The 24,297-nt window shown below is 73.2% G+C and carries 22 protein-coding genes; 12 read left to right on the forward strand and 10 right to left on the reverse strand.

The annotated features are described in order from the left end of the window. Window positions 1–6: 6 nt before the first annotated feature. Window positions 7–1,518: an arabinosylfuranosidase ArfA gene (gene arfA, locus GA0070622_RS05520; protein WP_091569471.1), complete on the reverse strand. Its 1,512-nt coding sequence runs from the start codon at window positions 1,516–1,518 to the stop codon at window positions 7–9. Between the two features lie 151 nt (window positions 1,519–1,669). Between arfA and GA0070622_RS05525 the strand changes: the two genes are divergently transcribed. After that, window positions 1,670–2,677 carry a LacI family DNA-binding transcriptional regulator gene (locus GA0070622_RS05525; protein ID WP_091569476.1) on the forward strand — a complete coding sequence of 336 codons (1,008 nt, stop codon included), beginning with the start codon at window positions 1,670–1,672 and terminating at the stop codon, window positions 2,675–2,677. Window positions 2,678–2,811: 134 nt separating this feature from the next. On the opposite strand, the gene GA0070622_RS05530 is transcribed toward GA0070622_RS05525, so the two are convergent. The 3 genes from GA0070622_RS05530 to GA0070622_RS05540 all read right to left on the reverse strand — a co-directional run bounded on the left by GA0070622_RS05530 (window position 2,812) and on the right by GA0070622_RS05540 (window position 6,094). Next, the gene (locus GA0070622_RS05530; RefSeq protein WP_091569479.1) at window positions 2,812–3,537 is read right to left on the reverse strand and encodes a methyltransferase domain-containing protein; all 726 of its coding nucleotides are present in this window, start codon (window positions 3,535–3,537) and stop codon (window positions 2,812–2,814) included. Window positions 3,538–4,100: 563 nt separating this feature from the next. Continuing rightward, a complete protein-coding gene (locus GA0070622_RS05535) occupies window positions 4,101–4,418 on the reverse strand; it encodes a hypothetical protein (RefSeq protein ID WP_091569484.1) in 318 nt (105 codons plus the stop codon). A gap of 38 nt (window positions 4,419–4,456) precedes the next feature. Continuing rightward, window positions 4,457–6,094: an ABC-F family ATP-binding cassette domain-containing protein gene (locus tag GA0070622_RS05540; protein WP_091569488.1), complete on the reverse strand. Its 1,638-nt coding sequence runs from the start codon at window positions 6,092–6,094 to the stop codon at window positions 4,457–4,459. Window positions 6,095–6,179: 85 nt separating this feature from the next. Here GA0070622_RS05540 and GA0070622_RS05545 point away from each other — a divergent pair, with 85 nt between their 5' ends. The 3 genes from GA0070622_RS05545 to GA0070622_RS05555 all read left to right on the forward strand — a co-directional run bounded on the left by GA0070622_RS05545 (window position 6,180) and on the right by GA0070622_RS05555 (window position 7,710). Further along, window positions 6,180–6,950, forward strand: coding sequence for an ROK family protein (locus tag GA0070622_RS05545; RefSeq protein WP_091569493.1), 771 nt, complete (start codon window positions 6,180–6,182; stop codon window positions 6,948–6,950). Window positions 6,951–7,036: 86 nt separating this feature from the next. Next, a complete protein-coding gene (locus tag GA0070622_RS05550) occupies window positions 7,037–7,399 on the forward strand; it encodes a tetratricopeptide repeat protein (RefSeq protein WP_091569498.1) in 363 nt (120 codons plus the stop codon). Between the two features lie 56 nt (window positions 7,400–7,455). After that, window positions 7,456–7,710, forward strand: a complete 255-nt coding sequence (locus tag GA0070622_RS05555; protein WP_013288724.1) for a Smr/MutS family protein — start codon at window positions 7,456–7,458, stop codon at window positions 7,708–7,710. A gap of 142 nt (window positions 7,711–7,852) precedes the next feature. On the opposite strand, the gene GA0070622_RS05560 is transcribed toward GA0070622_RS05555, so the two are convergent. The 3 genes from GA0070622_RS05560 to GA0070622_RS05570 all read right to left on the reverse strand — a co-directional run bounded on the left by GA0070622_RS05560 (window position 7,853) and on the right by GA0070622_RS05570 (window position 9,780). Beyond that, window positions 7,853–8,302: a GNAT family N-acetyltransferase gene (locus tag GA0070622_RS05560; protein WP_091576919.1), complete on the reverse strand. Its 450-nt coding sequence runs from the start codon at window positions 8,300–8,302 to the stop codon at window positions 7,853–7,855. Window positions 8,303–8,494: 192 nt separating this feature from the next. Then, on the reverse strand, window positions 8,495–9,097 hold the full coding sequence (locus tag GA0070622_RS05565; protein WP_091569503.1) for a dihydrofolate reductase family protein: 603 nt from the start codon (window positions 9,095–9,097) through the stop codon (window positions 8,495–8,497). 86 nt (window positions 9,098–9,183) lie between these two features. Further along, window positions 9,184–9,780 (reverse strand): TetR/AcrR family transcriptional regulator, encoded by a 597-nt coding sequence (locus GA0070622_RS05570; protein WP_176710422.1) that lies wholly within the window; start codon window positions 9,778–9,780, stop codon window positions 9,184–9,186. A 118-nt stretch (window positions 9,781–9,898) separates the two neighbouring features. Here GA0070622_RS05570 and GA0070622_RS05575 point away from each other — a divergent pair, with 118 nt between their 5' ends. Continuing rightward, window positions 9,899–10,756: an SDR family oxidoreductase gene (locus GA0070622_RS05575; RefSeq protein ID WP_091569509.1), complete on the forward strand. Its 858-nt coding sequence runs from the start codon at window positions 9,899–9,901 to the stop codon at window positions 10,754–10,756. A 20-nt stretch (window positions 10,757–10,776) separates the two neighbouring features. On the opposite strand, the gene GA0070622_RS05580 is transcribed toward GA0070622_RS05575, so the two are convergent. Further along, window positions 10,777–13,158, reverse strand: a complete 2,382-nt coding sequence (locus tag GA0070622_RS05580) for a M28 family peptidase (RefSeq protein WP_091569513.1) — start codon at window positions 13,156–13,158, stop codon at window positions 10,777–10,779. Between the two features lie 297 nt (window positions 13,159–13,455). On the opposite strand from GA0070622_RS05580, the gene GA0070622_RS05585 reads away from it, so the two are divergent. From GA0070622_RS05585 to GA0070622_RS05615, 7 genes are all read left to right on the forward strand, one after another. After that, window positions 13,456–14,667, forward strand: coding sequence for a PP2C family protein-serine/threonine phosphatase (locus GA0070622_RS05585; protein WP_091576921.1), 1,212 nt, complete (start codon window positions 13,456–13,458; stop codon window positions 14,665–14,667). A 28-nt stretch (window positions 14,668–14,695) separates the two neighbouring features. After that, complete coding sequence (locus tag GA0070622_RS05590; protein ID WP_091569517.1) at window positions 14,696–16,465, forward strand: sensor histidine kinase; 1,770 nt, start codon at window positions 14,696–14,698, stop codon at window positions 16,463–16,465. Next, window positions 16,462–16,914, forward strand: a complete 453-nt coding sequence (locus GA0070622_RS05595; protein WP_091569521.1) for a response regulator — start codon at window positions 16,462–16,464, stop codon at window positions 16,912–16,914. The genes GA0070622_RS05590 and GA0070622_RS05595 overlap by 4 nt, the downstream gene beginning before the upstream one ends. Continuing rightward, window positions 16,907–17,716 (forward strand): inositol monophosphatase family protein, encoded by an 810-nt coding sequence (locus GA0070622_RS05600; protein ID WP_091569525.1) that lies wholly within the window; start codon window positions 16,907–16,909, stop codon window positions 17,714–17,716. The genes GA0070622_RS05595 and GA0070622_RS05600 overlap by 8 nt, the downstream gene beginning before the upstream one ends. A gap of 191 nt (window positions 17,717–17,907) precedes the next feature. After that, complete coding sequence (locus GA0070622_RS05605) at window positions 17,908–18,951, forward strand: coiled-coil domain-containing protein (protein ID WP_091569530.1); 1,044 nt, start codon at window positions 17,908–17,910, stop codon at window positions 18,949–18,951. 36 nt (window positions 18,952–18,987) lie between these two features. Then, the gene (locus tag GA0070622_RS05610; protein WP_091569534.1) at window positions 18,988–20,541 is read left to right on the forward strand and encodes a fused MFS/spermidine synthase; all 1,554 of its coding nucleotides are present in this window, start codon (window positions 18,988–18,990) and stop codon (window positions 20,539–20,541) included. Window positions 20,542–20,612: 71 nt separating this feature from the next. Further along, window positions 20,613–22,229, forward strand: coding sequence for a serine/threonine-protein kinase (locus GA0070622_RS05615; RefSeq protein ID WP_091569538.1), 1,617 nt, complete (start codon window positions 20,613–20,615; stop codon window positions 22,227–22,229). A 74-nt stretch (window positions 22,230–22,303) separates the two neighbouring features. Here the strand turns inward: GA0070622_RS05615 and GA0070622_RS05620 are convergent, their stop codons facing one another. Continuing rightward, on the reverse strand, window positions 22,304–22,972 hold the full coding sequence (locus GA0070622_RS05620) for a potassium channel family protein (RefSeq protein WP_091569542.1): 669 nt from the start codon (window positions 22,970–22,972) through the stop codon (window positions 22,304–22,306). Then, window positions 22,962–24,296: a TrkH family potassium uptake protein gene (locus GA0070622_RS05625; protein WP_091576923.1), complete on the reverse strand. Its 1,335-nt coding sequence runs from the start codon at window positions 24,294–24,296 to the stop codon at window positions 22,962–22,964. The genes GA0070622_RS05620 and GA0070622_RS05625 overlap by 11 nt, the downstream gene beginning before the upstream one ends. Window position 24,297: the final 1 nt, after the last annotated feature.

Here is a 24,297-nt window from a genome sequence, read left to right on the forward strand (position 1 = left end):
GCCTGGTCACGACTGCGGGGCGAACCGCAGCAGGTTCCAGGAGGTGGCGGGCAGCGCCACGGTGCAGCGGCCGCCGTCGAGGGTGGGGGTGTGGAGCTGCCGTGGCGTGACCCGCTCGGGGTCCGCCTCGGTGTTGGTGGCGGCGGGGTCGGCCCCGGCCGCGACTGTGGTGTGCGCCTCGGCGCGCAGGCCGGGCAGGCCGCGCAGGTCCAGGTCGAGCGGGACGTCGTTCGGGCCGCGGTTGACCGCGAAGACGGCCAGGCCGCCGGTCTCCTCGTCGTGCACGGCGACGGTGTCCAGCACCGGCACGTCGCCGTACCGGCTGGTCCGGTAGGTCGGGCCGACCGGCTCGGTGCGCAGGACCGTGCCGCGCGCGTACCGGGCGGTGAGGGCGAACGGGTGGAAGATGCTCTGCCGCCAGGCGGGGCCGCCGGTGCGGGTGCGGATCGGGGCGATCACGTTGGCGAGCTGCGCCTGGCAGGCCACGCCCACCCGGTCGGCGTGCCGGAGCAGGGTGATCAGCAGGTCACCCACCACGACGGCGTCGACCGCGGTGAAGTCGTCCTCGATCAGCGCCGGGGCCTCGACCCAGCCGCGCCGGTCCAGGTCGGCCTGGAGACGGGACTGGTACCAGACGTTCCACTCGTCGAAGGAGATCTTCAGCTTGCGCTTCTGCCGCAGCTTGGCGCCGACGTAGTCGGCGGTGGCGGTCACCTCGGTGATGAAGGCGTCCATGTCGACGGCGGAGGCGAGGATGCTGGCCCGGTCGCCGTCCGAGGGGTCGTAGTAGGTGTGGGCGGAGATGTAGTCGACGTGCTCGTAGGTGTGCTCCAGCACCGTCGCCTCCCACGACGCGTACGTGGACATCTGCCGGTTGGAGCTGCCGGAGGCGATCAGGCTGATCGACGGGTCGATCATCTTCATGGCGCGGGCGGTCTCGGCGGCCAGCCGGCCGTACTCGTCGGCGGTCTTGTGCCCGACCTGCCACGGCCCGTCCATCTCGTTGCCGAGGCACCACAGCCGCACCCCGTACGGCTGCTCGGCGCCGTGCTTGCGGCGCAGGTCGGACAGTTGGGTGCCGCCCGGGTGGTTGGCGTACTCCAGCAGGTCGCAGGCCTCGGCCACGCCGCGGGTGCCGAGGTTGACCGCCATCATCGGCTCGACCTCGGCCTCGGCCGCCCAGGTCATGAACTCGTCCAGGCCGAACGCGTTGGTCTCGATCGTCTTCCAGGCCAGGTCGAGCCGGCGCGGGCGGTCGCCCACCGGCCCGACGCCGTCCTCCCAGCGGTAGCCGGAGACGAAGTTGCCGCCGGGGTAGCGGACCACCGACACGCCCATCTCCCGGGTCAGGTCCAGCACGTCGCGCCGGAGGCCGAGCGGATCGGCGGTCGGGTGCCCCGGTTCGTAGACCCCGCCGTAGACGCAGCGGCCCATGTGCTCGACGAAGGAGCCGAAGAGCCGTCGGTCGGCCGGACCGACCCGGAACGCCGGGTCGACCGTGAGCTGCGCGTTCGGCACGAGTGCCACCTTTCCCTCGGTGCTGTCGCCGGGTGACCGCGGTCACCCGTGTCCCTGGTTTCTACAACGTTGTAAGCAACGCTGTAAAGGGGTCGTTACGTCGTCGTGACGCGGTAGAGTGCGGCCAGCGTTCACCGGGGAGGGAAGTTCAGTGCGGCACAGGCTCAAGGACGTGGCGGAGCGGGCCGGCGTGTCGGTGAAGACCGTCTCGAACGTGGTCAACGGCTACCAGCACGTCCGCGCCGACACCCGGGCCCGGGTCGAGGAGGCCATCGCCGAACTCCACTACCGGCCCAACCTCTCCGCCCGCAACCTGCGCAAGGGGCGCACCGGCGTGATCGCGCTGGCCGTGCCCGAGCTGGACATCCCCTACTTCGCCGAGCTGGCCCGGCACGTGGTCACCGCCGCCGCCGAGCACGGCTGGACGGTGCTGATCGACCAGACCGGCGGCGGCTCCGAGCAGGAACGCAAGGCGGCCAGCGGGATCGGCGACCACATGATCGACGGCCTGATCCTGAGCCCGCTCGCGCTCACCGCCGACGACCTGGCCGCCCTCGACGGACTGCCGATGGTGCTGCTCGGCGAGCGCGTCGACCACGGCCCCGCCGACCACGTCATGGTCGACAACGTGGCCGCCGCCCGGGAGATCACCGCCCACCTGGTCGGCCTCGGCCGCCGCCGGATCGCCGCGATCGGGTCGCAGCGCACCCCCGAGGGCGCCAGCGCCCGGCTGCGCCTGGCCGGCTACACCGCCGCGCTGGCCGAGGCCGGCATCGCGTACGACGACAGCCTGGTGGCGCCCGCGCCGGCCTGGCACCGCGCCGACGGCGCGGCCGCCATGCGGCACCTGCTCACCTCCGGGGTACGCCCCGACGCCGTGTTCTGCTTCAACGACACGCTCGCGCTCGGCGCGCTGCGCGCCCTGCACGAGGCGGGTCTGCGCGTGCCCGAGGACGTGGCTGTTGCCGGGTTCGACGACATCGAGGACGGCCGCTTCTCGATCCCGACGCTGAGCACCGTCGCCCCGGACAAGGAGCGCGTCGCCCGGCTCGCGGTGGAGCTGCTCGCCGGCCGGCTCGGCGCCGATCGCGAGGCCCCGCCGAGGGAGCTGGTCGCCCCCCACCGCCTGGCCCTCCGCGAATCCGCCCCACCCTCCTGACCGCCCCGCGCCCTGCCCCCGCAGCGGCCCTACGCCTGGTCTCGCCCTGCCCGGCCTCGTCGATCATGAAGTTGGCGGTGTTTTCGATCTCCGAAACTGCCGCCAACTTCATGGTCAACGCGGTGAGCCGGGGGTCAGTCGAAGAAGCGGGCCAGGTGGGAGGGGGGTGGGGCGGGGGCGTCGGGGGGTAGCGGGGTGAGGTCGGCGAAGACGGAGGCGCCGTCGCAGCCGACGTGCAGCGGATACCAGCGCGGGGTGCCGGGCGGGCGCTGACCGCAGATGCCCTTGAACGTCTGCACGTCGAGCAGGCGGACGTGGGTCGGGTCGGCGACCGCGTTGACGTGCCGCCACCACGGGCTCATCACGTGCAGCACCCCGCCCGGTCGGAGCACCCGGTGGCACTCGTCGAACAGTGGCAGGAAGTCGATCAGGTGCTCGACGATGTGCACCGCGAAGAACACGTCGACCGAGTCGTCGCGCAGCGGCAGTGAGCCGGCGAGGTTGGCGACCGCGTTCACCCCGGGCGCCGGATAGATGTCCAGCCCCAGGTTGCCCGGCCACTGCTTGGTCGCCCCGCAGCCCAGGTCGACCACCACCGGCGGCCGGCCGGCGACGCCCACCCGGCACCACACGCCCAGCACCCCGGAGAGCCGGCCGATCAGCTCCCGGACCAGCCGCAGCTGCTCCGGGTCGGCGACCTCGCCGGTCAGGTGTGCCACCCCCCGGTCGAAGCTCACCTCCACGGTCACGCCGCGCAACCGCTCGTCGTGCCGGGCCATGTCGGCCCACGCCTCGGCGAGGAAGCCGTCGGCCTGTCGGAGCCGCTCACCCGAGAGCGCGGCCTGCCCCATCGCCACCATGTGCCACCTCCGGCGGCGCGTTACCCCCAATTCACCCCGATACACGTCCACCAGGCACTGCCGGCCGAGGTCCGGACGCACCCTGGGCCGTTACCGACCACGCGACGAGCCGTCGGGCCGTCCCGCCCCGAGCGCGGCCATGGGCCCTCCGCCGCGCTGCATCACCGGGCGGCGGCTTGCCCGTCCGGGCCTGTCGCGCCGACGAAGACCCCCGACGCCGTCTCCCCCGGCGGCGGCTCGCTCGCCCGGGTGCCTCGCGCTCACGAAGGCCCCGGCGCTGTTCCCTCCGGCGTCGGCGGCGGCTCGCTCGTCCGGGCGTGTCGCGCCCACGAAGGCATCCCCCTGATAACGATATGACTCAGAGTCATAAATATGACCAGGAGTCATATCGCTCCCGGGGCGGTAATCGCCCGCCAGCCAGCACGAGCCGTTTCCGCCCGCGCGCTCCCTCGCCCTCGACGATGACCAAGGAGTTTGTGTCGTGAGCGGCCCGCCCCGCTGACGCAAACTCCTTGATCACCGCCGGGACGGGGGAGCGGGGGGAGGGGAGGGAGGGGGAGGGGTCAGGTGGGGAGGGTGCGGCGGGGGGTACGGGAGCCGCGCATGCGCTGGCGCGGTTGTGCCGGGGCCGTCTTCGGGCGCTTGAGGTGGTAGCGGTGCAGCTCGGCGTTGCCGGGCAGCGACGGGTCCTCGCTCATCGCTACCAGCTCCCAGCCCTGGTCGCCGGCCCGGTTCAGGTGGGCCAGCGCGGTGTCGCCGTAGGGCGTCACGTCGATCATGGAGCCGTCCGGGCCGTACCAGATGAAGACGATCTCCCAGCCGGTGTCCGTGGTCGCGGCCTGGCGGCGGCGGACCAGCAGCGCGTACTCCCACTTGAGCATGGGCTCATTGTGGCCCCGCGCGCGCCGGTCGGCACGGATCAATCCTCGGCGATCCGCCCGTCGGTCACGCGCAGCCGCCGGTTCACGCTCACCGCGTCCAGCATCCGCCGGTCGTGGGTCACCAGCAGCAGCGTGCCCGGGTAGGTGGCCAGCGCCGACTCCAGCTGCTCGATCGCGGCCAGGTCGAGGTGGTTGGTCGGCTCGTCGAGCACCAGCAGGTTGACGCCGCGCCCCTGGAGCAGGGCCAGCGCGGCCCGGGTCCGCTCGCCCGGCGAGAGCGTCGCCGCAGGCCGCAGCACGTGGTCGGCGCGCAGGCCGAACTTGGCCAGCAGCGTCCGCACGTCCGCCGGTGCGAGATCTCCTACGGCGGCGCCGAACGCGTCGAGCAGCGGCTGGTCGCCGAGGAACAACCCCCGGGCCTGGTCCACCTCGCCCACCACCACACCCGGCCCGAGCGCGGCGTGGCCCTCGTCCAGCGGCAGCCGGCCCAGCAGCGCGGCCAGCAACGTGCTCTTGCCGGAGCCGTTCGCCCCGGTGATCGCCACCCGGTCGGCCCAGTCGACCTGGAGGTCCACCGGGCCGAGGGTGAAGCCGCCCCGGCGCACCACGGCACCGCGCAGCGAGGCCACGACGGCGCCGGCGCGGGGCGCGGCGGCGATCTCCATCCGCAGCTCCCACTCCTTGCGCGGCTCCTCGACCACCTCCAGCCGCTCGATCAACCGGGCGGTCTGCTTGGCCTTCGCCGCCTGCTTCTCGGTGGACTCGGTCCGGAACTTGCGGCCGATCTTGTCGTTGTCGGTGGCCTTGCGCCGGGCGTTCTTCACGCCCTTCTCCATCCACGCCCGCTGGGTCCGGGCGCGCGCCTCCAGGTCGGCCTTCGTGTCGGCGTACTCCTCGAACTCCTCGCGGGCGTGCCGGCGCGCCACGGCGCGCTCCTCGAGGTAGGCCGCGTAGCCGCCGCCGTACTGGTTGACTTGCCCCTGGTGCAGGTCCAGCTCCACGATGCGGTTGACCGTGCGGGTGAGGAACTCGCGGTCGTGGCTGACCAGCACGGTGCCGGCGCGCAGCCCGGTGACGAAGCGTTCCAGCCGGTCCAGCCCGGCCAGGTCCAGGTCGTTCGTGGGCTCGTCGAGCAGGAAGATGTCGTAGCGGCTGAGCAGCAGCGAGGCCAGCCCGGCCCGGGCCGCCTGCCCGCCGGACAGGCCGGTCATCGGGTGCTCCAGCTCGACGTCGAGACCCAGCTCGCCGGCGACCTGCGCGGCCCGCTCCTCCAGATCCGCGCCGCCGAGGTCGAGCCACCGTTCCAGGGCGGTCGCGTACGCGTCGTCGGCGCCGGCCGCCCCGGCGGTCAGCGCCTCGGTGGCGGCGTCCAGCGCGGCCTGCGCGTCGGTCACGCCGGTACGCCGGGCCAGGAAGTCCCGGACCGTCTCACGGGGCCGGCGCTCCGGCTCCTGCGGCAGGTAGCCGACCGTGGCGGTGGGCGGGTTCAACGCCACCGTCCCCTGCTCCCGGGGTTGAAGGCCGGCGAGCGTCCGCAGCAGCGTGGACTTGCCGGCGCCGTTGACCCCGACCAGGCCGACCACGTCGCCGGGCGCGACGACCAGGCTCAGGTCGGAGAAGAGAAGGCGGTCACCGTGGCCGGCGGTGAGATCCTTGGCGATCAACGTGGCGCTCATCAGGGAACCGAGCCTACCGGCGGGCGCATCCGGATTACCGTGACCCGCGCTCGGGGCGACGCTTGTCTGAGGGAGACTCACAGCCGTGGCGACCACACTGGCGATCGACTGCGGGGGCGGCGGAATCAAGGCCTCCGTGCTGGACGCCGCCGGGACCATGCGGGCCCGACCGTTGCGCGTGCCCACGCCGTACCCCTTGCCCCCGAGCCTGTTCGTGACGACGTTGCTGGATCTCGGCGCCCGGCTGCCCGCGGCGGACCGGCTCACCGTCGGCATGCCCGGCATGATCCGGCACGGCGTGGTGGTGGCCACCCCGCACTACGTGACCCGCTCCGGGCCGCGCAGTCGCGTCGACCCGGACCTGGTCGCGGAATGGTCCGGGTACGACGCGCGCGGCGCGCTGGCCGAGGCGTTCGGCATGCCCGCGCTGGTCCTCAACGACGCCGAGGTGCACGGTGCGGGCGTGGTCGCCGGGACCGGCTGCGAGCTGGTGCTGACGCTCGGCACCGGGCTGGGCAGCGCGCTCTTCGACGGCGGGACGATCGCCCCGCACCTGGAGCTGTCGCACGCGCCGGTGCGGTGGAACACCACCTACGACACGTACGTGGGGGAGCCGGAGCGGCGACGACTCGGCGACGCGTTCTGGTCCCGGCGAATCCGGCAGGTGGTGGACGGCCTGCGGCCGGTGTTCCGCTGGGACCGGCTCTATCTCGGCGGGGGCAACTCGCGGCTGATCCGGCCGGAACAGGTGGCGCGGATGGGGGACGACGTCGTGGTCGTCCCGAACACGGCCGGAATCGTCGGTGGTGTCCGGGCCTGGGACCTGGTGGGTGACCGGTACGACCCGACCCCCTGATCTTCACCCCGTGGAACACTCGCGCTCGCGCCGGTGTTGTGCCAGCGTCGGACAAAGGGCTGACGCGACACGAGGAGGTGGGTCGAGTGGACCTTCTGGCGGAGTACCGGCGGGCGACCATGTTCTTCGACTCCGGGGACCCGACCGGGGCGGCCCGGCTGCTCGAACCGATCATCGAAGCGGAGCCGGACAACTCCTCGGTCCGGCAGCTGCTGGCCCGGGCGTACTTCCAGTCGGCGCAGCTCAACCGCGCCGAGGAGCAGTTGCGCGAGCTGGTCGACCGGGACCCGAGCGACCACTACGCGCACCACGTGCTGGGTCGGACGCTGGAGCGGATGAACCGGCCGGCCGACGCGCTGCGGCACCTTCGCATCGCGGCGGCCATGTACTCGACGAACACCGACTACACCACGGCCCTGCGCCGGGTGGAGGGCAAGGTCGGTCGTTGAGCCCCGTCGAAGGGCAGCCCGGGTGGGCTGCCCTTCGGCGTACCTAGGATGGGATCGTGAAGCTGAAGCTCGACCTCCACGACATCTACAACAAGGGCCACGACATCGACCGCGCGCTGCGCGGGATCATGGACGAGGCCGTGGCGAAGAAGGCCACGCTCGTGGAGATCATCCCGGGCAAGGGCTCCGGCGCGCTCAAGAAGAAGGTGCTGCGCTTCCTCGACCAGAAGGACGTCAAGCAGCTCTACCACCGGGTCGAGAAGGACTCGAAGAACTTCGGCCGCCTCTTCGTCCACTTCCGCTGGAAGTAGACCGTCCCCGTTTCTTGATCCACTCCACTACGCCGATGTGGCGGTTTCCCGACAGCTCGGATACGGCCACTTCCCTGAACTGGTGTCGATCGAGTGGCGCGGGCCTTGGCCGTCCGGCGCCGAGCAGTCGTCACTGACCGGCTCAGAGGTCGCGGACGGCGACCGTCTGGCCGCCGCTGCGTTCGCCGGTCGGCCGGAAACCCAGCTTCAGGTAGAACGGTTCCGGCCCGCCGGGGCGGGGCTCCCAGGTGACGTACGCCCGGTCACCGCCCCGGGCCCGGATCTCCGCGCACACCGCGTCGACCGCGAACCGGCCGTAGCCGCGGCCCTGCGCGTCGGCCGCGATGTTCAGCCGCCAGAGACCGGCCCGTACGTCGTCCGGGCGGTCGTTCCACGCGATGTCGAAGAACGCCATCAGGAAGCCGACCAGCCGGTCCCCGTCGTAGATCACCCTCGGCCAGGCGTGCTCCGGGAAGACGTACGCCTCGGCCAGCGACTTGACCACCGGTGCCACCAGATCCTCCTGGTCGGGGCGCACCGACAGGCCGAGAGCCGCCTCGTAGTTGTCGGGGGTGATCGTCTCCAGCCGCATGCGGCGCAGCGTAGCGAGCGGGTGCGCGCCCGGCGAGCCGGTATCTCCGGCCCGGATCCGCGCCAGGAGCGCGGGGACCCAGTGGTCCCCGAACCGGTACTGAAGGTCGGCCGGTCGCTGGTCGGCTCCACCACGCCGAGGTGGCGGGGTCCCGGTCAAGCGGTCCCCGCCCCCTCGGCGAGCTGGTGTGGGTCAGGCCGGACGCCGTACCCGGTAGGCCAGGTGGGTGACCCCGGTGCCCTCGACCACCCGGAACGGCCCGTCGAACTCCACCGGCGCGATGCCCAGCCCGGAGAAGAACGGGATCCCGTCGCCGAGCAGCACCGGCACCAGGTCCACGTGCACCTCGTCGAGCAGCCCGGCCTCCAGCACCTGCCGGGCGATCGTCCCCGCGTTGACCCCGACCTCCTTGTCACCGGCGAGGGAACGGGCCCGGGCGATCGCCGCCTCGATGCCGTCGGTGACGAACACGAACGACTCGCCCTCGGGCTCCCAGCCGTCCGGCACCCGGTGGGTCACCACGACCACCGGCTTGTCCATCGGGTGCCGCCCGCCCCAGCCGTTGGTCAGGTCGAACAGGGTACGGCCGACGACCAGCGCCCCGGTGCGCTCGACCAGCGCGCGGATGTGCGCGGCGCTGGCCGCCGAGGTCCGGAACGTCATTTCCGGGTTGGCGGTCGGCACCTCCACGTCGCCGTTGCCGTACCACTGGAAGAGGTGTTCGAACCCGCCGTGCGAAGGGTCCGCGACGTAGCCGTCCAGGGACATCGTCGCGCCGGTGGTCACCTTGCTCATCGTGTGCTCCTCGGGTCGCGTGAACCAGCTTTCACCCGGGGGTAGAAGCCGACCGGCCGTTCCTCGACATCCCGGCGGAGAAAAGTTCAGCGGCGGGGCCGTAGCCCGTCGAGCGCGGTGGCGACGAGGCGGTCGGTGTAGTCGGTCGTGAGTGGTCCGCCGCGGTGCAGCCAGCGCTGGAACAACGGACCCCAGATCAGGTCCACCGCGACGTCGAGGTCGAGGTCGTCGGCGAGTTGCCCGGCCAGTTGGGCGCTGCGCAGGCGCTGCCGCTTGGCCTCCCGCAGCGGCCCGTCCAGTCGTTGCGCGTACGTCGCCGCCAGCTCGGGGTCGTGGGCGATCTCGGTGGCGAGCGCGCGCATCGGTTGCTCGTACCGCGCGTCGGTCAGCTCGACGACGGTGGCGCGGAGCACCTCGGTCAGGTCGGCGGCCAGGTCGCCGGTGTCCGGCAGCCGGATCGGCTCGCCCTCCGCGCCTTCGCTGAGCATGAGGAAGGCGTCGAGGACGACCGCACCCTTGGAGGGCCACCAGCGGTAGATGGTCTGTTTGCCGACGCCGGCGCGGGCGGCGATGCCCTCGATGCTGAGCTTCGCGTACTCGACCTCCTGGAGCAGGTCGAAGGCGGCGGTGAGGATGGCGCGGCGGGAGGTCTCCCGTCGGCGGGCCGTGTTCGGCGGCGTCATGGGCGGCATCCTATCAGCGAGACGAACCGTCTCGTCTTGACGGAGAGAACGGGTCGAGCTAGCCTCGGTCCGATAGCGAGACGGACCGTCTCGTCTCAGTGATCGAGGGAGCCCTCGCATGCCGACCCCGTCCGACGCCACCCCCCGCACCTGGTTCATCACCGGCGCCAGCCGCGGCCTGGGCCGCGCCTTCGTCGACGCCGCGCTCGACCGTGGCGACCGGGTGGTCGCCGCCGCCCGGACCGTCACCCCGGACGACGTCGACGCGCGGCACGGCGACCGGCTGCTGGCCCTGCCCCTCGACGTCACCGACCGGGCGGCCGTCTTCGCCGCCGTGGCCACCGCGGTCGAGCGGTTCGGACGGCTCGACGTCGTCGTCAACAACGCCGGCACCCTGTCCATGGGCATGATCGAGGAGTACACCGAGGCCGAGGCGCGAGCCCAGTTCGAGGTCAACGTCTTCGGCGCGTTGTGGGTCAGCCAGGCCGTGCTGCCCCACCTGCGCGCCCAACGGTCCGGTCACATCGTGCAGGTCTCCAGCATCGCCGCACTCGCCGGCTTCCCGAGCACCGGCATGTACAGCGCGAGCAAGTTCGCGTTGGAAGGCATGAGCGAGGCCCTGGCGATGGAGGCGGCGGCCTTCGACATCAAGGTCAGCATCGTGCAGCCCGGCGGCTACTGGACCGACCTCTACACCAGCATGACGACCACCACCCCGGTGGAGGCGTACGCGCCGCTGCGCGCCGAGCTGGAGCGACAGTGGGCGGCCGGCTCCGTCGACAGCGAACCCCGGCTGGCCGCCGAGGCGCTGCTGCAACTGGTCGACAGCGACGACCCGCCACTGCGGCTGCTGCTCGGCAGCATGGTCTACGACCTGGCGTTCGACATCTCCCGCCGGCGGATGGACACCTGGGCGGGCTGGGAGCGGGTCAGCCGAGCGGCGGAGCAGGCGGTGGCGGCCCCCGCCGGCACCTGACGCCGACGGGGGCCGCGCCGCTAGAGCGGGTACGTGCGCGCCACCGCCAGCATCTCCGAGCTGTGCGAGCCGACCACGCCCACGTCCGCCGGCCGGGCCCGGAACCCGGGCAGCGCGGACAGCCCGTCGCTGGCGTCCATCGCGCGCAGGTTCACCGGACCGTCGCCGGTGGTCGCCAGCGTCAGCGTCACCTCGACGCCCTCCGGCGGCGGGGCGTGGAAGACGATCCCGAAGCCCCACCGGCCCTCGCGCGCCTTGACCGGCACCTCCCGCCCGGCCACCGACGCGGCCCGCACGGTCGCGGTGGTGGTGTCCACGTGCAGCGTCAGCAGCCGCACCGGCCGCTGCGGCGTGACCCGCACCCGCAGTGTGCGCTGGTCGCCGGCACGGGTGTCGGCGAGCGTCTCCAGCTTCGGCGCGGGCAGGGACGCCGCCTGCGCCGGCCCGGCCCGCAACTCGCCGTCGCCCAGGCCGGGGAAGTCGTCGGCGACCGAGACGCTCCGGTCGACGTACCCGTCGGTCCAGGGCTGCGGCGCCTCCTCGTGACTGAGCCAGGCCGCCTTGCCGGTGCCGGCGTCCAGCGCGTACATCAGGTGGGTCGGCACGGGGTGGTCGGCGTCGAAGCGGTCCACGGCCAGGCCGACCCCGGCGAGCACCACCGCGGCCAGCGCGGCGGCCGTGGCGGGCAGCGCGCCGAGCCGGCGGGCCCGCAGCGCGAGCAGGCCCCGCTGGCCGCCGGCCTGCGGGTGCAGCAGGTCCACCACGGGCAGCGCGGCCAGGCCGAGCAGCACCGCGACGAGCGCGGCCACCGCGCCCATGCCCATGCCGAGCGCCGGGAAGAGCAGCACCACGGTGGGCAGCAGGATGACCACGGCCACCGCGGCGGCCAGGGTCACCGCGACCACCGGCCACGGGCCGTCGCGCCGGGTGGCCAGCGCGGTGAGGCCGGCGACCGCGCCGGCCAGCGCCGGCACTGTCGTCAGGTACGCCCCGCCGGGCACCAGCACGGCGAGCAGCACCCCGAACAGGGCCAGCCAGGTCAGCCCCCCGAACGCCAGGGCGGCCGGGCCGACCCGGCGGCGGCTCAGCGCGTACCAGCAGAGCAGCACCGCGGCGGCGAGCGCCACCACGGCGAGCCGGTACCAGACCGGACGGTACGGGTCGAGCAGCTCCGCGTATCCGGGGCGGACCGTGGTGATCGCGGTCCAGAGCAGCCAGGCGCCCAGCGGGGCCACCACGAGGGGCACCAGGGTCAGGGCGGCGCCGGCGGCGAGCGTGCCGGCGGTGGCCCGCCCGCGCCGGCGCAGCAGCCAGCCGAGCGCGCCGACCGCGAGCAGCGCGACCACGGCCAGCGGCAGGGTCAGCCAGCCGGGATAGCGGACCAGGCCGCCGGGAACGGGGAAGTAGGTGTCGTCGTGGCCGGCACGCAGGTCGCCCAGGTCGGTGCGGCCGAACTCGCGGGCCAGGCCGAGCGCGTTGTCGCCGTGCATCTGGAGGCTGCCCCGGTCCATCCGGGCCGGCACGTCCAGCGGCGTGTGGTAGATCGCCCCGCCGTCGATGTAGGCGGAGTTCAACCCGACGAACCTCTGGTCGAGGAACGCGGTGAAGTCGGTGTCGTTGGGCAGCGCCCGGTAGATCTCCACCGCGAACGAGGTGCCCACCGGGTGCGGGGCGGCCCGACCGAAGACGTCCACCAGCTTCGCGTTGTTCCGCGAGGTCTCGAACATGATCACCGGGCCGGTGGAGCCGCGCGCCTCCAGGTTGAGCACCACCCCGCCGTCGGCGGCCAGCGGGTGGTCGGCGGCGAAGCCGGCGGCGCCGCACAGGCACGCCTCCTCCGCGTCGGTGAGCACGAAGACCACGTCGTTGCGGGGGCGCGGGCCGGTGGTCAGCGCCCGGGCCACCTCCAGGATGGTGGCGGTGCCGGCGGCGTCGTCGTTGCCGCCGGGCCCGGTCTGCACCGAGTCGTAGTGGGAGACGAGGAAGACCCTGCCGGTCGGGTCGGTGCCGGGGAGCCGGGCCACCACGTTGCGGACCCGGGCCAGCGTCGCCCCGCCGGCCGCGCCGCTGAGCTGCCCGGCCTCGGGCGCGACCGCGTCCTGCACCTGCGTCTCCAGGCCCAGCCCGCGCAGCGTGCCCACCAGGTGCTCGCGTACCCGGTCGTTGGCCTCGCTGCCGGCCACGTGCGGCCGGGCGGCGATCACCTCCACGTTCCGGTACGCCCGGGCGGCGCTGAACTCGTCGGCCGGCGCGCTCACCGGGCGCGGCGCCGGGGTGGACAGGTCGAGCAGGACGCCCGCCCCGACGGCGAGCAGCGCGACCAGCGCGGCGACGGCGGCGGGCAACCGGCGGCGCGGCTTGGCCAACGCCCGGTCGGCGGGGCGGGTGGGGGGTGCGCCCACGGGGACTCCTCGGGGTGGATCTACGGGGGTGGGCATCATCCTGCACCCCCGGGCCTCGCGGCGGCACCACCCGGTCGGTGCCTCGCCGCCCTGGCACCGCTCCCGGCGTAACATCGGTGGTCGGCCGTGCCGCTGTCCGGGTGGACGAGGTTCACCGCCGACCGATGCCGACGGCGGTCGTGTGGTGTGCGACCGTTTGTCTTAGCCTGGATCGCCCACGGCGCCCGGAAGGAGCCCGACATCACCAGCGAACTCCCGCGCCTCGCGGCGGTGACCCGGCCGCACGGGGGGAGCAGCGTGCCGGGTTCCGTCGTCGTGCCCCGGGCCGGCGCGGGGCTGCACGGCGGCCTCCCGCCGGGCGAGCGGCTGCGGGTGCTGCTGGTCGAGGACGACGAGGGCGACGCCTTCCTGGTCGGCGAGCTGCTCGCCGAGACCAACTCGATGATCGACCTGCTGGTGGCGACCAGCCTCAGCGAGGCCCGGCAGCGGGTGATGGGCGTGGACTGCGTCCTGCTCGACCTGGGCCTGCCGGACGCGCAGGGCCTGGACGGGCTGCGCCGGGTGCTGGAGATGGCCAGCGGCGCCGCGGTCTGCGTGCTGACCGGCCGCTCCGACGAGCACCTGGGCATCGTGGCGGTCGCCGAGGGCGCGCAGGACTACCTGGTCAAGGGCCAGGTGGACGGTGTCCTGCTGACCCGGGCGCTGCGCTACGCGGTGGAGCGCAAGCGGGCCGACGAGAACGCCCGCCGGCTGCGCGAGGTGGAGCTGCGTCAGGCCGAGTCGGCCCGCCTGGAGCGCGGCCTGCTGCCGCAGCCGCTGATGACCACCGACGAGGTCGCGGTGCACACGTTCTACCGGCCCGGCCGGCACGCCGCGCTGATCGGCGGCGACTTCTACGACGTGGTGCAGACCCGACCGGACCGGATCGACCTGATCGTCGGCGACGTCTGCGGCCACGGGGTGGACGAGGCCGCGCTCGGCGTCGAGCTGCGGGTGGCCTGGCGGGCCCTGGTGCTGGCCGGGGTGCCCGACGACGAGGTGCTGCCCGCGCTGGAGCAGGTGCTGATGAGCGAGCGCCGCCTCCAGGAGATCTTCGCGACGGTGGCGACCGCCCGGCTCGACCTGGCGTCCGCGCGGGCCACCGTCCGGCTCGCCGGCCATCCGCCGCCGCTGCTGCTCAGCGGCGGTAAGGTCGCCCCGGTGCCGGCCAAGGGCGGCCTGCTGCTCGGCGTCCGACCCCGTCGCCCCGTCGCGTTCGACCTGGAGTTCGACACCGACGACTGGTCGCTGCTGATGTACACCGACGGCCTGATCGAGGGCCGGGTCGACGGCGGCGACGAGCGGCTCGACGTGCCGGGCCTGACCGACCTGCTCGCCGACCCGGCCAACCGGGCGGTGCCGCTGGCCGAGCTGCCCGCCTGGCTGGTCGGTCGCGCCGAGCAGATCAACGGCGGCCCGCTGGCCGACGACGTGGCGATGCTGCTGGTCACCCGTGGTGGCGGCCGGTGAACCCGAGGGACGAGCGAAAGTGGGATCGGTGAAGGCGTACCAGCAGGGGTGGACCCTGCGGCGGCGGGTGGCCGCGCTCCTTGGCGTGGTGCTGGTGCTGCTGCTCGGGCTGGCCGCCGCGGAGGCGGCGGTCGCCGCGAAGAACCGGCAGAACATCGACGCGGTGCTGCTCAAGACCGGCCCGCTGCGGGTCCAGGCGCAGGAGCTGATGAGCGTCCTGCTGGACCAGGAGACCGCGGTGCGCGGCTACGCGGTGAACGGCGACCGCAACGACCTGGTGCCCTACCGGGAGGGCGTGCAGCGCGAGCAGGCCCTGATCGCCTCCATCCGTGACCTCTCCGCCGACTACCCGGACGTGCGCCGGGAGCTGGGCCTGGTCGAGCAGCGGACCGCGCAGTGGCGCAGCCAGGTCGCCGAGCCGGTGATCGCGACCACGGAGCGCAGCGGCCCGGCCGCCGGGCAGGCGCTGATCACCGACCAGACCCGGCAGCAGTTCGACGGCATCCGCACCGCTGTCACGACGCTTCAGGACGAGGTCCTCACCGTCCGGAAGGAGACCGCCGACCGGGTCAACGCCACCAGCAACGCGCTGGTGGTGCTGCTGATCATCGCGGCCCTGGTGGTGGCGGTGGCCGGCACGGTCATGCTGCTCTCGCTCGACCGGATCCTGATCCGCCCGCTGGCCGGGCTGGTCGGGCAGGTGCGCGAGGTCGCCGCCGGCGACTACCAGCACCACATCGAGGGGTCCGGCCCGCCCGAGTTCCGCCGGCTCGCCGACGACATCGACCTGATGCGGCAGAAGATCGCCCAGGAGCTGGACGAGGTACGCCAGGCGCGGGAGCGGATCGAGTGGGTCAACAGCCAGCTCCAGAAGCAGGCCGAGGAGCTGACCCGCTCCAACCGTGACCTGGAGCAGTTCGCGTACGTGGCCTCGCACGACCTCCAGGAGCCGCTGCGCAAGGTGGCCAGCTTCTGCCAGCTCCTCCAGCGGCGCTACGCGGGGCAGCTCGACGAGCGGGCGGACCAGTACATCGCGTTCGCGGTGGACGGCGCGCAGCGGATGCAACGGCTCATCAACGACCTGCTCGCGTTCTCCCGGATCGGCCGGTTGACCACCGGCTTCACGGAGGTCGACCTGAACAAGGTGATGGGCGACGTGGCCGGGCAGACCGAGGCGGCCCGGCAGTACGCCGACGCCGAGCTGACCTGGGACGAGATGCCGACGATCCGCGGCGAGGAGCCGCTGCTGACCAACCTGCTGGTCAACCTGGTCAGCAACTCGGTGAAGTTCCGCCGCCCCGACGTGACGCCCAAGGTGCACGTGTCGGCCCGGCTGGTGGACGGCGAGTGGGAGATCAGCTGCCGGGACAACGGCATCGGGATCGAGCCGGAGTTCGCCGACAAGATCTTCGTGATCTTCCAGCGGCTGCACTCCAAGGACGCGTACCCGGGCACCGGCATCGGGCTCGCCATCGTCAAGAAGATCGTGGAATATCACGGCGGTCGGGTCTGGGTGGACACCGACGCCGAGGTCGGCACGACGATCCGGTTCACGCTGCCCGCGCTGGAGGCCGACGTCGAGGCGGCCCGGGCGGCCGACGAGGCCGGGGCCGCCGAGGGCGCCGAGGCGACCGAGCCGGTGGAGGGGTCGACCGGGGACGGGGCGTCGACCGGGGAGGGCGCCGAGGACGCCGCTCCCGAGGTCGCCACTCAGCCGGACGGCCCGGTACGCGAGGAGTCGCCCGCACGGGCGGACGGACACGGTACAAACGGTGGCATGAAGGAGACGGTGGGATGACCGCGCCTGCGGACGGCAAGAGCCCGATCGAGGTCCTGCTCGTCGAGGACGACCCGGGCGACGTGCTGATGACCCAGGAGGCGTTCGAGGAGCACAAGCTCCGCAACCGCCTCACCGTCGTCTCCGACGGCGCGGAGGCCCTGGCCTACCTGCGTCGCGAGGGCCAGTACGCGGACGCGGTCACCCCCGACCTGATCCTGCTCGACCTCAACCTGCCCCGCCGGGACGGCCGGGAGGTGCTGGAAGAGATCAAGAAGGACGAGGAACTGCGCAGGATCCCGGTCGTGGTGCTCACCACCTCGCAGGCCGACGAGGACATCCTGCGCAGCTACCAGCTGCACGCCAACGCCTACGTGACCAAGCCGGTGGACTTCGAGCGCTTCATCTCGGTGGTCCGCCAGATCGACGAGTTCTTCGTCAGCGTGGTCAAGTTGCCGCCGCGTGGCTGACCCGCTGCTGGACGACGTCGCCGCGCTGCTGCGGGAGGCCGCGGCCGACGTCGTGGTGCCGCTGTTCCGCCGGCTCGACGCGTCCGACATCTCCGAGAAGGCGCCCGGCGAGGTGGTGACCGTCGCCGACCGCGAGGCCGAGAAGCTGATCTCCGAAGGGCTGCGACGGCTGCGGCGCGGCTCGGTCGTGGTCGGCGAGGAGGCCGTCGCCGACGATCCCGACCTGCTGCGGCACCTGCACGGCACCGGCGACGTCTGGCTGGTCGACCCGGTCGACGGCACGTCCAACTTCGCCGCCGGCCGGCGGCCGTTCGCGTTGATGGTGGCGCTGCTCACCGACGGCGTACCGGTGGCCTCCTGGGTCTACGACCCGCTGGACGGCACGATGGCGGCCGGCCGGCTCGGCGCGGGCACGACGCTGGACGGCACGCCGGTGCGGGCCGCCGGGTCGGCGCCGGAGGCGGGCGCGCTGCGCGGCACCGCGATGACGAAGTTCCTGCCGGCGGACTTCCGCCGCGACGTCGAGGCCGGCGGTCGGCGACTCGGAGAGCTGCTGCCCGGCCAGCACTGCGCCGGCCGGGAATACCTGGACATCCTCACCGGCGCCCAGCAGTTCGTGCTGTTCTGGCGCACCCTGCCCTGGGACCACACCCCCGGCACGCTGCTCGTCCGGGAGGCCGGCGGGGTGGCCCGCCGCTTCGACGGCACCGACTACCACCCGGCCGACGAGGGCCGGGGCCTGTTGGTCGCCGCCAGCGAGGAGATCTGGGACGAGGTGTACGCGGCGCTGCTGGCCCGCTGATCGGCGCTGGGCGACGACCGCGACACGCTGCGTCGACGTTACGCGCTCCGCGCCCTCGCCGGCCTGGCGCGGGGCGCGCGGTCCGGTATCGTGACCGGCGGTCTCCGCCAGCAGGCCGCCGCCCGGCGCCGGCGGAGACGCCGCCGCGCACGGTCGACTCGGGGGGCCGGCGGTCGACGGAAGGACCAACAGTGCCCAGGACCAGCCTCACCGGCCGGCGCGTCCGCCGGTCGTTGCTCGCGCTGCTCGCCGCGACGGCCGTGCTGCTCGGCGCCGGCAGCCTCGCCGTGGCCGGCCCGGCCGCCGCCGCGCCGAGTCCGAACGCCCCCGACGAGGGCGACAGCAAGCAGTTGCGGGCGGCGCTGGAGGCCGCGGCGAAGGGCCACATCGACGCCAAGAACCGGCTGGACAACTCCAGGCGCCGGCAGGCCGCGCTGGCCACCCAGCTCAAGGACATCGAGGCGCGCCTCGTCGGGTTGACCGCGCAGGCCGGTGAGGTGGCCGTGCAGTCCTACCGGCTGGGTCGGCTCAACGAGGCGTCGATGCTGCTGGCCAGCTCCGGGCCGGACGACTTCCTCCAGCGGGCCGCCGAGCTGGACACGATGGCCCAGCGGGACAGCAAGCGCCTGGGTGACCTGGCCCGGGCCAAGGCCGAGGCGGCCGAGTCGAAGCTGGCCATCGACACCGAGGTGCGGGAGCAGCAGAAGCAGCTCGCCGTGCTGGCCCGCAAGAAGAAGGACGCCGAGGTCGCGCTGGCCAAGGTCAGCTCCGGGGCCGGCTCCGGCTTCAGCGGCGGTTCCTCGTCGGCCAAGCCGGCGCCGCGCAACTCGGACGGCTCGTGGCCGTCGGAGTCGTGCTCGGTGGACGACCCGACCCCCGCGTCCGGCTGCATCACGCCGCGCACGCTGCACATGCTCCAGCAGGCCAAGGCCGCCGGCTACAAGCGCTACGCGTCGTGTCACCGCAGCGGCGGGGGCGGCGAGCATCCCAAGGGCCGGGCCTGCGACTTCGCCGCCGCCACCGACGGGTTCGAGGACCGCACGGCCACCGGCGGCGACAAGGCGTACGGCGACAGCCTCGCCGCCTGGGCCAAGAACAACGCGAACCGGCTCGGCATCATGTACGTGATCTGGTATCGCCAGATCTGGATGCCGAACACCGGTTGGCGGGCGTACAGCGGGGGCGGCAGCCCGGCCGCCGACCACACAAACCATGTTCACATCTCGATGTACTGACCCGGTGGCCCAGGAACGCTGCGTACCATCGCGACGGTGAGCAGCACATCGTCCGACGTCATCACCGAGCCGGTCGCCGGCACGACTGCCCCGCCGCGGGCCCTGCCGAACGGGCTCGCCGCGTTCCTGGTCTTCCTCTCCAGCGGCGCGGTGCTGGTGCTGGAGACCGTCTCACTGCGCCTGGTCGGCCCGTACGTCGGGGTGACGCTCCAGGTGACCAGCTCGGTCATCGGCATGGCGCTGGCCGCCATCGCGTACGGGGCGTGGATGGGCGGGTGGCTCGCCGACCGGCGGGACCCGCGCACCCTGATCGCCCCGGCGCTGGTGCTGGCCGGCATCGCCACCGCGGTCACCCTGCCGATCGTCCGCTACGCCGGTGAGGTGCTGCGCGGCGGCGCGGCGAGCGCGGTGCTCCTGCTGACCGCGGTGACCGTGCTGCTGCCCGCGGCGCTGCTGGCCGGGATCACCCCGCTGGTGGTGAAGCTCCAACTCGCCGACCTGCGCCGCACCGGCCAGGTCGTCGGCAAGCTCTCCAGCATCGGCACGCTGGGCGGCATCACGGCCACGCTCGGCACCGGCTTCATCCTGGTCGCCGCGCTGCCCAGTTCGGTGATCGTGCTGGCGCTGGCCGCGGTGCTCGGGGCGACCGGGCTGGCGCTCGGCTTCTGGCTGCGGCGGCGCTCCGGCGGCGGGCCGTCGGCCCCGGGCCGGGCCAAGGCCGCGCTCGCGCTGCTCGGCCTCTCCGCGGCCGGGCTCACCGCCGCCGCCCCGAACCCGTGCGACGTGGAGACCGCCTACCACTGCGCGCGGGTCGAGGTGGACCCGCAGTGGCCGGAAGGCCGCACGCTCTACCTCAACTCGGCCGAGCACTCCTACGTCGACCTGGGCGAGCCGACCCACCTGAAGTACGGGTACACGCAGTGGATCGGCCTGGTCGCGGACCTGGCCCGTCCGGCGCGGCAGCCGGTGGACGCGCTGCACCTGGGCGGCGGCGGCTTCACCGTGCCGCACTATCTGGCCGCGACCCGGCCGGGCACCGACAACCTGGTCTTCGAGCTGGACGGCGGCCTGGTCGACCTGGACAAGCGGGAGCTGGGCCTGCGTACCGGTCCGCAGCTGCGCGCCCGGGTGGGTGACGCGCGGGTGCTGCTCGGGGGCGAGCCGACCGACAGCCGCGACCTCATCGTCGGGGACGCGTTCGGCCACCTGGTGGTGCCCTGGCACCTGGCCACCCGCGAGATGGCCGCCGACGTCCGGCGGGTGCTGCGCCCGGACGGCGTCTACGTGCAGAACGTCATCGACTACCCGCCGGACCGGTTCATCAAGGCCGAGCTGGCCACCGTCTCGGCGGTCTTCGAGCACGTCGCGCTGATCGCCCCGCCCGGCGCGGTCGCCGGTCGGCAGGGCGCGAACTTCCTGATCATCGCCTCGGACGCGCCGCTGCCGCTGGCCGGGATCCCGGCCGGGCTGAAGCTGCTGCCGGAACCGGCCGAGCTGCTCGACGAGGCCCGCACCGCCGAGTGGGTCGGGGACGCGCAGGTCCTCACCGACGACTACGCGCCGGTGGACCAACTCCTCGCGACCGCCTGAACGGGTGACTTTCCTGACCGATTCCGACCGCTGAGGTGTACGAGGGCCCACTTCGGGCAACAGGACCGACCATGGGCGGACCGGTCAGGAACGGCGTGCAACTGCTCGGCGAGCGATACCGGCTCGTCGAGCAGTTGGGTGCGGGCGGCATGTCGGTCGTCTGGCGCGGCTACGACGAGGTGCTCGGCCGGCAGGTGGCGGTCAAGGTGCTCGCCTCCCGGCTGGCCAGTGACAAGGCGTTCCGGCACCGGATCCGCGTCGAGGCGCAGGCCGCCGCGCGGCTCTGCCACCCCAATATCACCAACGTGTACGACTACGGCGAGTCGATCCAGGTCGGGTTGACCGTTCCGTACGTGGTTATGGAGCTGGTCGACGGCGGCCCGCTCAGCGGCCGGCTCGGCCGGGACGGGCAGCTTCCCTGGCGGGAGGCCATGACGATCGGCGCGGAGGTGGCCTCGGCGCTGGCCACCGCGCACGCCCGGGGCGTGGTGCACCGGGACGTGACCCCGGGCAACGTCATGCTCACCCCGACCGGCGTGAAGGTCGTCGACTTCGGCATCTCGGCTCTGGTGGGGGAGAGCGACAAGGGGCCGGACGGCGCGCTGCTCGGCACGCCCGCCTACCTGGCCCCGGAGCGGCTGGACAACGGGCACGTCTCGCCGGCCACCGACGTGTACGCGGTGGGGCTGCTGCTCTACCGGATGCTCACCGGCCGGCTGCCGTGGCAGGCCAGCACCACCACCGAGATGCTCCGCGCCCACATGTACCGGGATCCGGACCCGATGCCGCCGGTGCCGGGGCTGCCCGCCCAGGTCGCCGAACTGGTCCAGCGCTGCCTGGCCAAGCGCCCCGAGGACCGTCCGCCGACCACCGAGGTGGCCCGGACCCTCGCCGAGGCGGCCGGCATCGCGGCGGTCGTGCCGGTGTCGCCGGCGTTCGGCCGGATCGACCCGGCGCTGATGGAGAACGCCGGCACCACCATCCTGCCGTGGTCGGCGGAGACCGACGCGCTGCCGTTCTCGGTGGTCCGCACCCGGACCCGGCGGGCCGCGGTGCGGCGGCGCCGGGTGGAGGCCGGGGTGGCCGCCGCCGGCCTGATCGCGGTCACCGCAACCCTGTGGGGGGTGACGTCGCGGAGCCCGGCCAGCGGCGGCGTGGAGCCGACCGAGGCGCGGATGGGGCTGCCCGAGCCGACCCCGTGCGCGGTCGACTACTCGCTGCGCCGCGACACCGGCAAGGACTTCTCGGCCGAGCTGACGGTGACCAACACCGGCACCCGCGAGCTGCGCGACTGGACCATGAACTTCAGCTTCCCCGGCAAGCAGGCGATCACCACGGCCCAACCTCCGGTACGCCAGGTGGGGCGGGCCGTGTCGGTCACCGCCCCGGCGACGACTCCGGTGTTGGCGCCGGGCGCGTCCACCAAGGTCACGCTGGCCGGGCGCTACAGCGGGAGCAACACGCTGCCGGTGGAGTTCACGATCGGCGGACGCACGTGCGGGGTGCAGGTGTCGGGCATCGCCGGTTCGGTGCCGATCACCGTCGCGCCGACCACCAAGCCGCCGGCCAAGCCGGCCACCAAGACCACCGCCAAGGGCGGGACGGCGAAGGCGAAGCCCGCGCCGAAGCCGAAGGCCGAGCCGGCGAAGCCGAAGCCCAAGGGTGCTCCGAAGGGAAAAGGGAAGTAGACCGGCCGAAGGGGGGTGAGCACGGCAAGGACAAGGCCAAGGGCAAGGGTCCGAAGGGCCCGAAGGGGTGACGGTCAGGCCAGCGCGGCGAAGCGCTGCACCTGGGCGATGCTGCCCTCCACGATGAGCACGCTCTCCGGCTCCAGCACGGTCTCCGGCCCGGCGTAGCGGAACGGCTGGCCGGGCTGCTTGGCGCCGACCACCATCACGCCGTACCGGTCCTGCGGGGCCAGGTCGCGCAGCGAACGCCCGACCAGCGGCGGCGGCACCCGGATCTTGGCGATGGCGAAGTCGTCGCCGAACTCGATGAAGTCGAGCATCCGGCTGACGATCAGGTGCGCCACCCGCTCGCCGGTCTCCGCCTCCGGGAACACCACGTGGTGCGCGCCGACCGAGTGCAGGATCTTCGCGTGCTTCTCCGAGGTGGCCCGGGCCCAGATCTGCGGTACGCCCAGCTCGGTCAGGGCCAGCACGGTGAGTACGCTCGCCTCGACCGACGCGCCGATGGCGACCACCACCCGGGGGAAGTCGGCCATACCGAGCTGGCGCAGCACCGCCTCCTCGGTGGCGTCGGCCTGCACCACCCGGTCCAGTTCGCCGGACCAGCGCTGGACCCGCTCCGGGTCGCGGTCGACGGCCAGCACCTCGTGGTCGAGCCGGGCCAGCGAGTTGGCCAGGTGACAGCCGAACCGGCCGAGGCCGATCACGGCGACGCCGGTGTCCTCGGAACGTCTAGCCGACAATGGGTTGCTCCTCCGGGTAGCGGTACAGGCGTCGCCGGGTGTTCAACGCGATCGCGGACCCGAGGGTGAGCGGGCCGACCCGGCCGATGTACATGAGCGCGATCAGCACGTACTGCCCGGACGGCGGCAACTGCTGGGTCAGGCCGACGGTGAGCCCGGTGGTGCTGAACGCCGAGGTGACCTCGAACAGCGCGGCGTGGAAGCGCACGTGCGCGGTCAGCGCGATCAGGCCGACCGTGCCGGCGGTGACCAGCGCGACGCTGAGCAGGGCGACCGTCAGCGCCTGCCGCTGGCTGGCCGAGGCCACCCGGCGGTGCCCCACCGTGGTGTCCGGTTCGCCGCGCAGCTCCGCCCAGATGGCGAAGCCGAGCAGGAAGAACGTGGAGACCTTGATGCCGCCGGCGGTGCTGGCGCTGCCGCCGCCGATGAACATCAGGCCGACGAACATCGGGTAGCTCTCCTCGGTGAGCCGATCCACGTTGATCAGGTCGAAGCCGCCGGTGCGGCTCAGCGCGATCTGGCCGAAGGTCGACAGCACCTTGCCCGGCACGTCGTAGGTGCCGATCGTGTACGGGTTGCCCCACTCGGCCAGCAGCAGGTAGCCGAAGCCGACGGCGATGAGCACCAGGCTGCCCCAGACGGTCAGCTTGGTGGCGACCGCCCAGCGCGCCGGCCGCCGCCACTCCCGGGTGGCCTCGAAGAGCGCCGGGAAGCCGAGCCCGCCGATGATCGCGCCGGCGCAGAGCGGCAACGTCACCCAGGGGTCGCGGGCGAAGGCGACGAGGCCGTCGGAGTAGAGCGTGAAGCCGCCGTTGTTGAACGCCTGGATCGAGTGGAACACGGCGGCCCAGATCGCCCGCCCGGGCGCGTAGTCGTAGACCAGCCACAGCCGCGCGCCGACCACGGCGGCCACCAGCGCTTCCGTGACGAAGACGGTGGCCGCGATCCGCAGCAGCAGCCGGCGTAGGTCACCGAGGCCGAACTCGGCGGTCTCGGCCTGGACGAGCAGCCGGTTGCGCAGGCCGAGCTGGCGGGAGACCGCGAGGATCACCAACGACGCGCCGGTCAGGATGCCGAAGCCGCCGAGCTGCGTGAGCACGGTGATCATCACCAGCCCGAAGCCGTTCCAGTAGTTCGGCGTGTCGGTGACCGTCATGCCGGTCACCGACACCGCCGAGGTGGAGGTGAACAGCGCGGTCTCGAACGAGGTGTAGCGCTGCTCGCTCGTGGCCCAGGGCAGCATGAGCAGCCCGGTGCCGACCAGGATCACCACCAGGAACCCGAGCGGCACCAGCCGGACGGGCTTGCGGAGCAGGCGGCGCACC

The sequence above is a fragment of the Micromonospora sediminicola genome, from assembly GCF_900089585.1.
Lineage (GTDB): Bacteria > Actinomycetota > Actinomycetes > Mycobacteriales > Micromonosporaceae > Micromonospora > Micromonospora sediminicola.

What these genes read in the sequence shown, in the direction of transcription:
- GA0070622_RS05530 (WP_091569479.1), bottom strand. Translation starts at nt 3,537, where the DNA reads ATGGTGGCGATGGGGCAGGCCGCGCTCTCGGGTGAGCGGCTCCGACAG.
- GA0070622_RS05535 (WP_091569484.1), bottom strand. Translation starts at nt 4,418, where the DNA reads ATGCTCAAGTGGGAGTACGCGCTGCTGGTCCGCCGCCGCCAGGCCGCG.
- GA0070622_RS05540 (WP_091569488.1), bottom strand. Translation starts at nt 6,094, where the DNA reads ATGAGCGCCACGTTGATCGCCAAGGATCTCACCGCCGGCCACGGTGAC.
- GA0070622_RS05560 (WP_091576919.1), bottom strand. Translation starts at nt 8,302, where the DNA reads ATGCGGCTGGAGACGATCACCCCCGACAACTACGAGGCGGCTCTCGGC.
- GA0070622_RS05565 (WP_091569503.1), bottom strand. Translation starts at nt 9,097, where the DNA reads ATGAGCAAGGTGACCACCGGCGCGACGATGTCCCTGGACGGCTACGTC.
- GA0070622_RS05570 (WP_176710422.1), bottom strand. Translation starts at nt 9,780, where the DNA reads ATGACGCCGCCGAACACGGCCCGCCGACGGGAGACCTCCCGCCGCGCC.
- GA0070622_RS05575 (WP_091569509.1), top strand. Translation starts at nt 9,899, where the DNA reads ATGCCGACCCCGTCCGACGCCACCCCCCGCACCTGGTTCATCACCGGC.
- GA0070622_RS05595 (WP_091569521.1), top strand. Translation starts at nt 16,462, where the DNA reads ATGACCGCGCCTGCGGACGGCAAGAGCCCGATCGAGGTCCTGCTCGTC.
- GA0070622_RS05615 (WP_091569538.1), top strand. Translation starts at nt 20,613, where the DNA reads ATGGGCGGACCGGTCAGGAACGGCGTGCAACTGCTCGGCGAGCGATAC.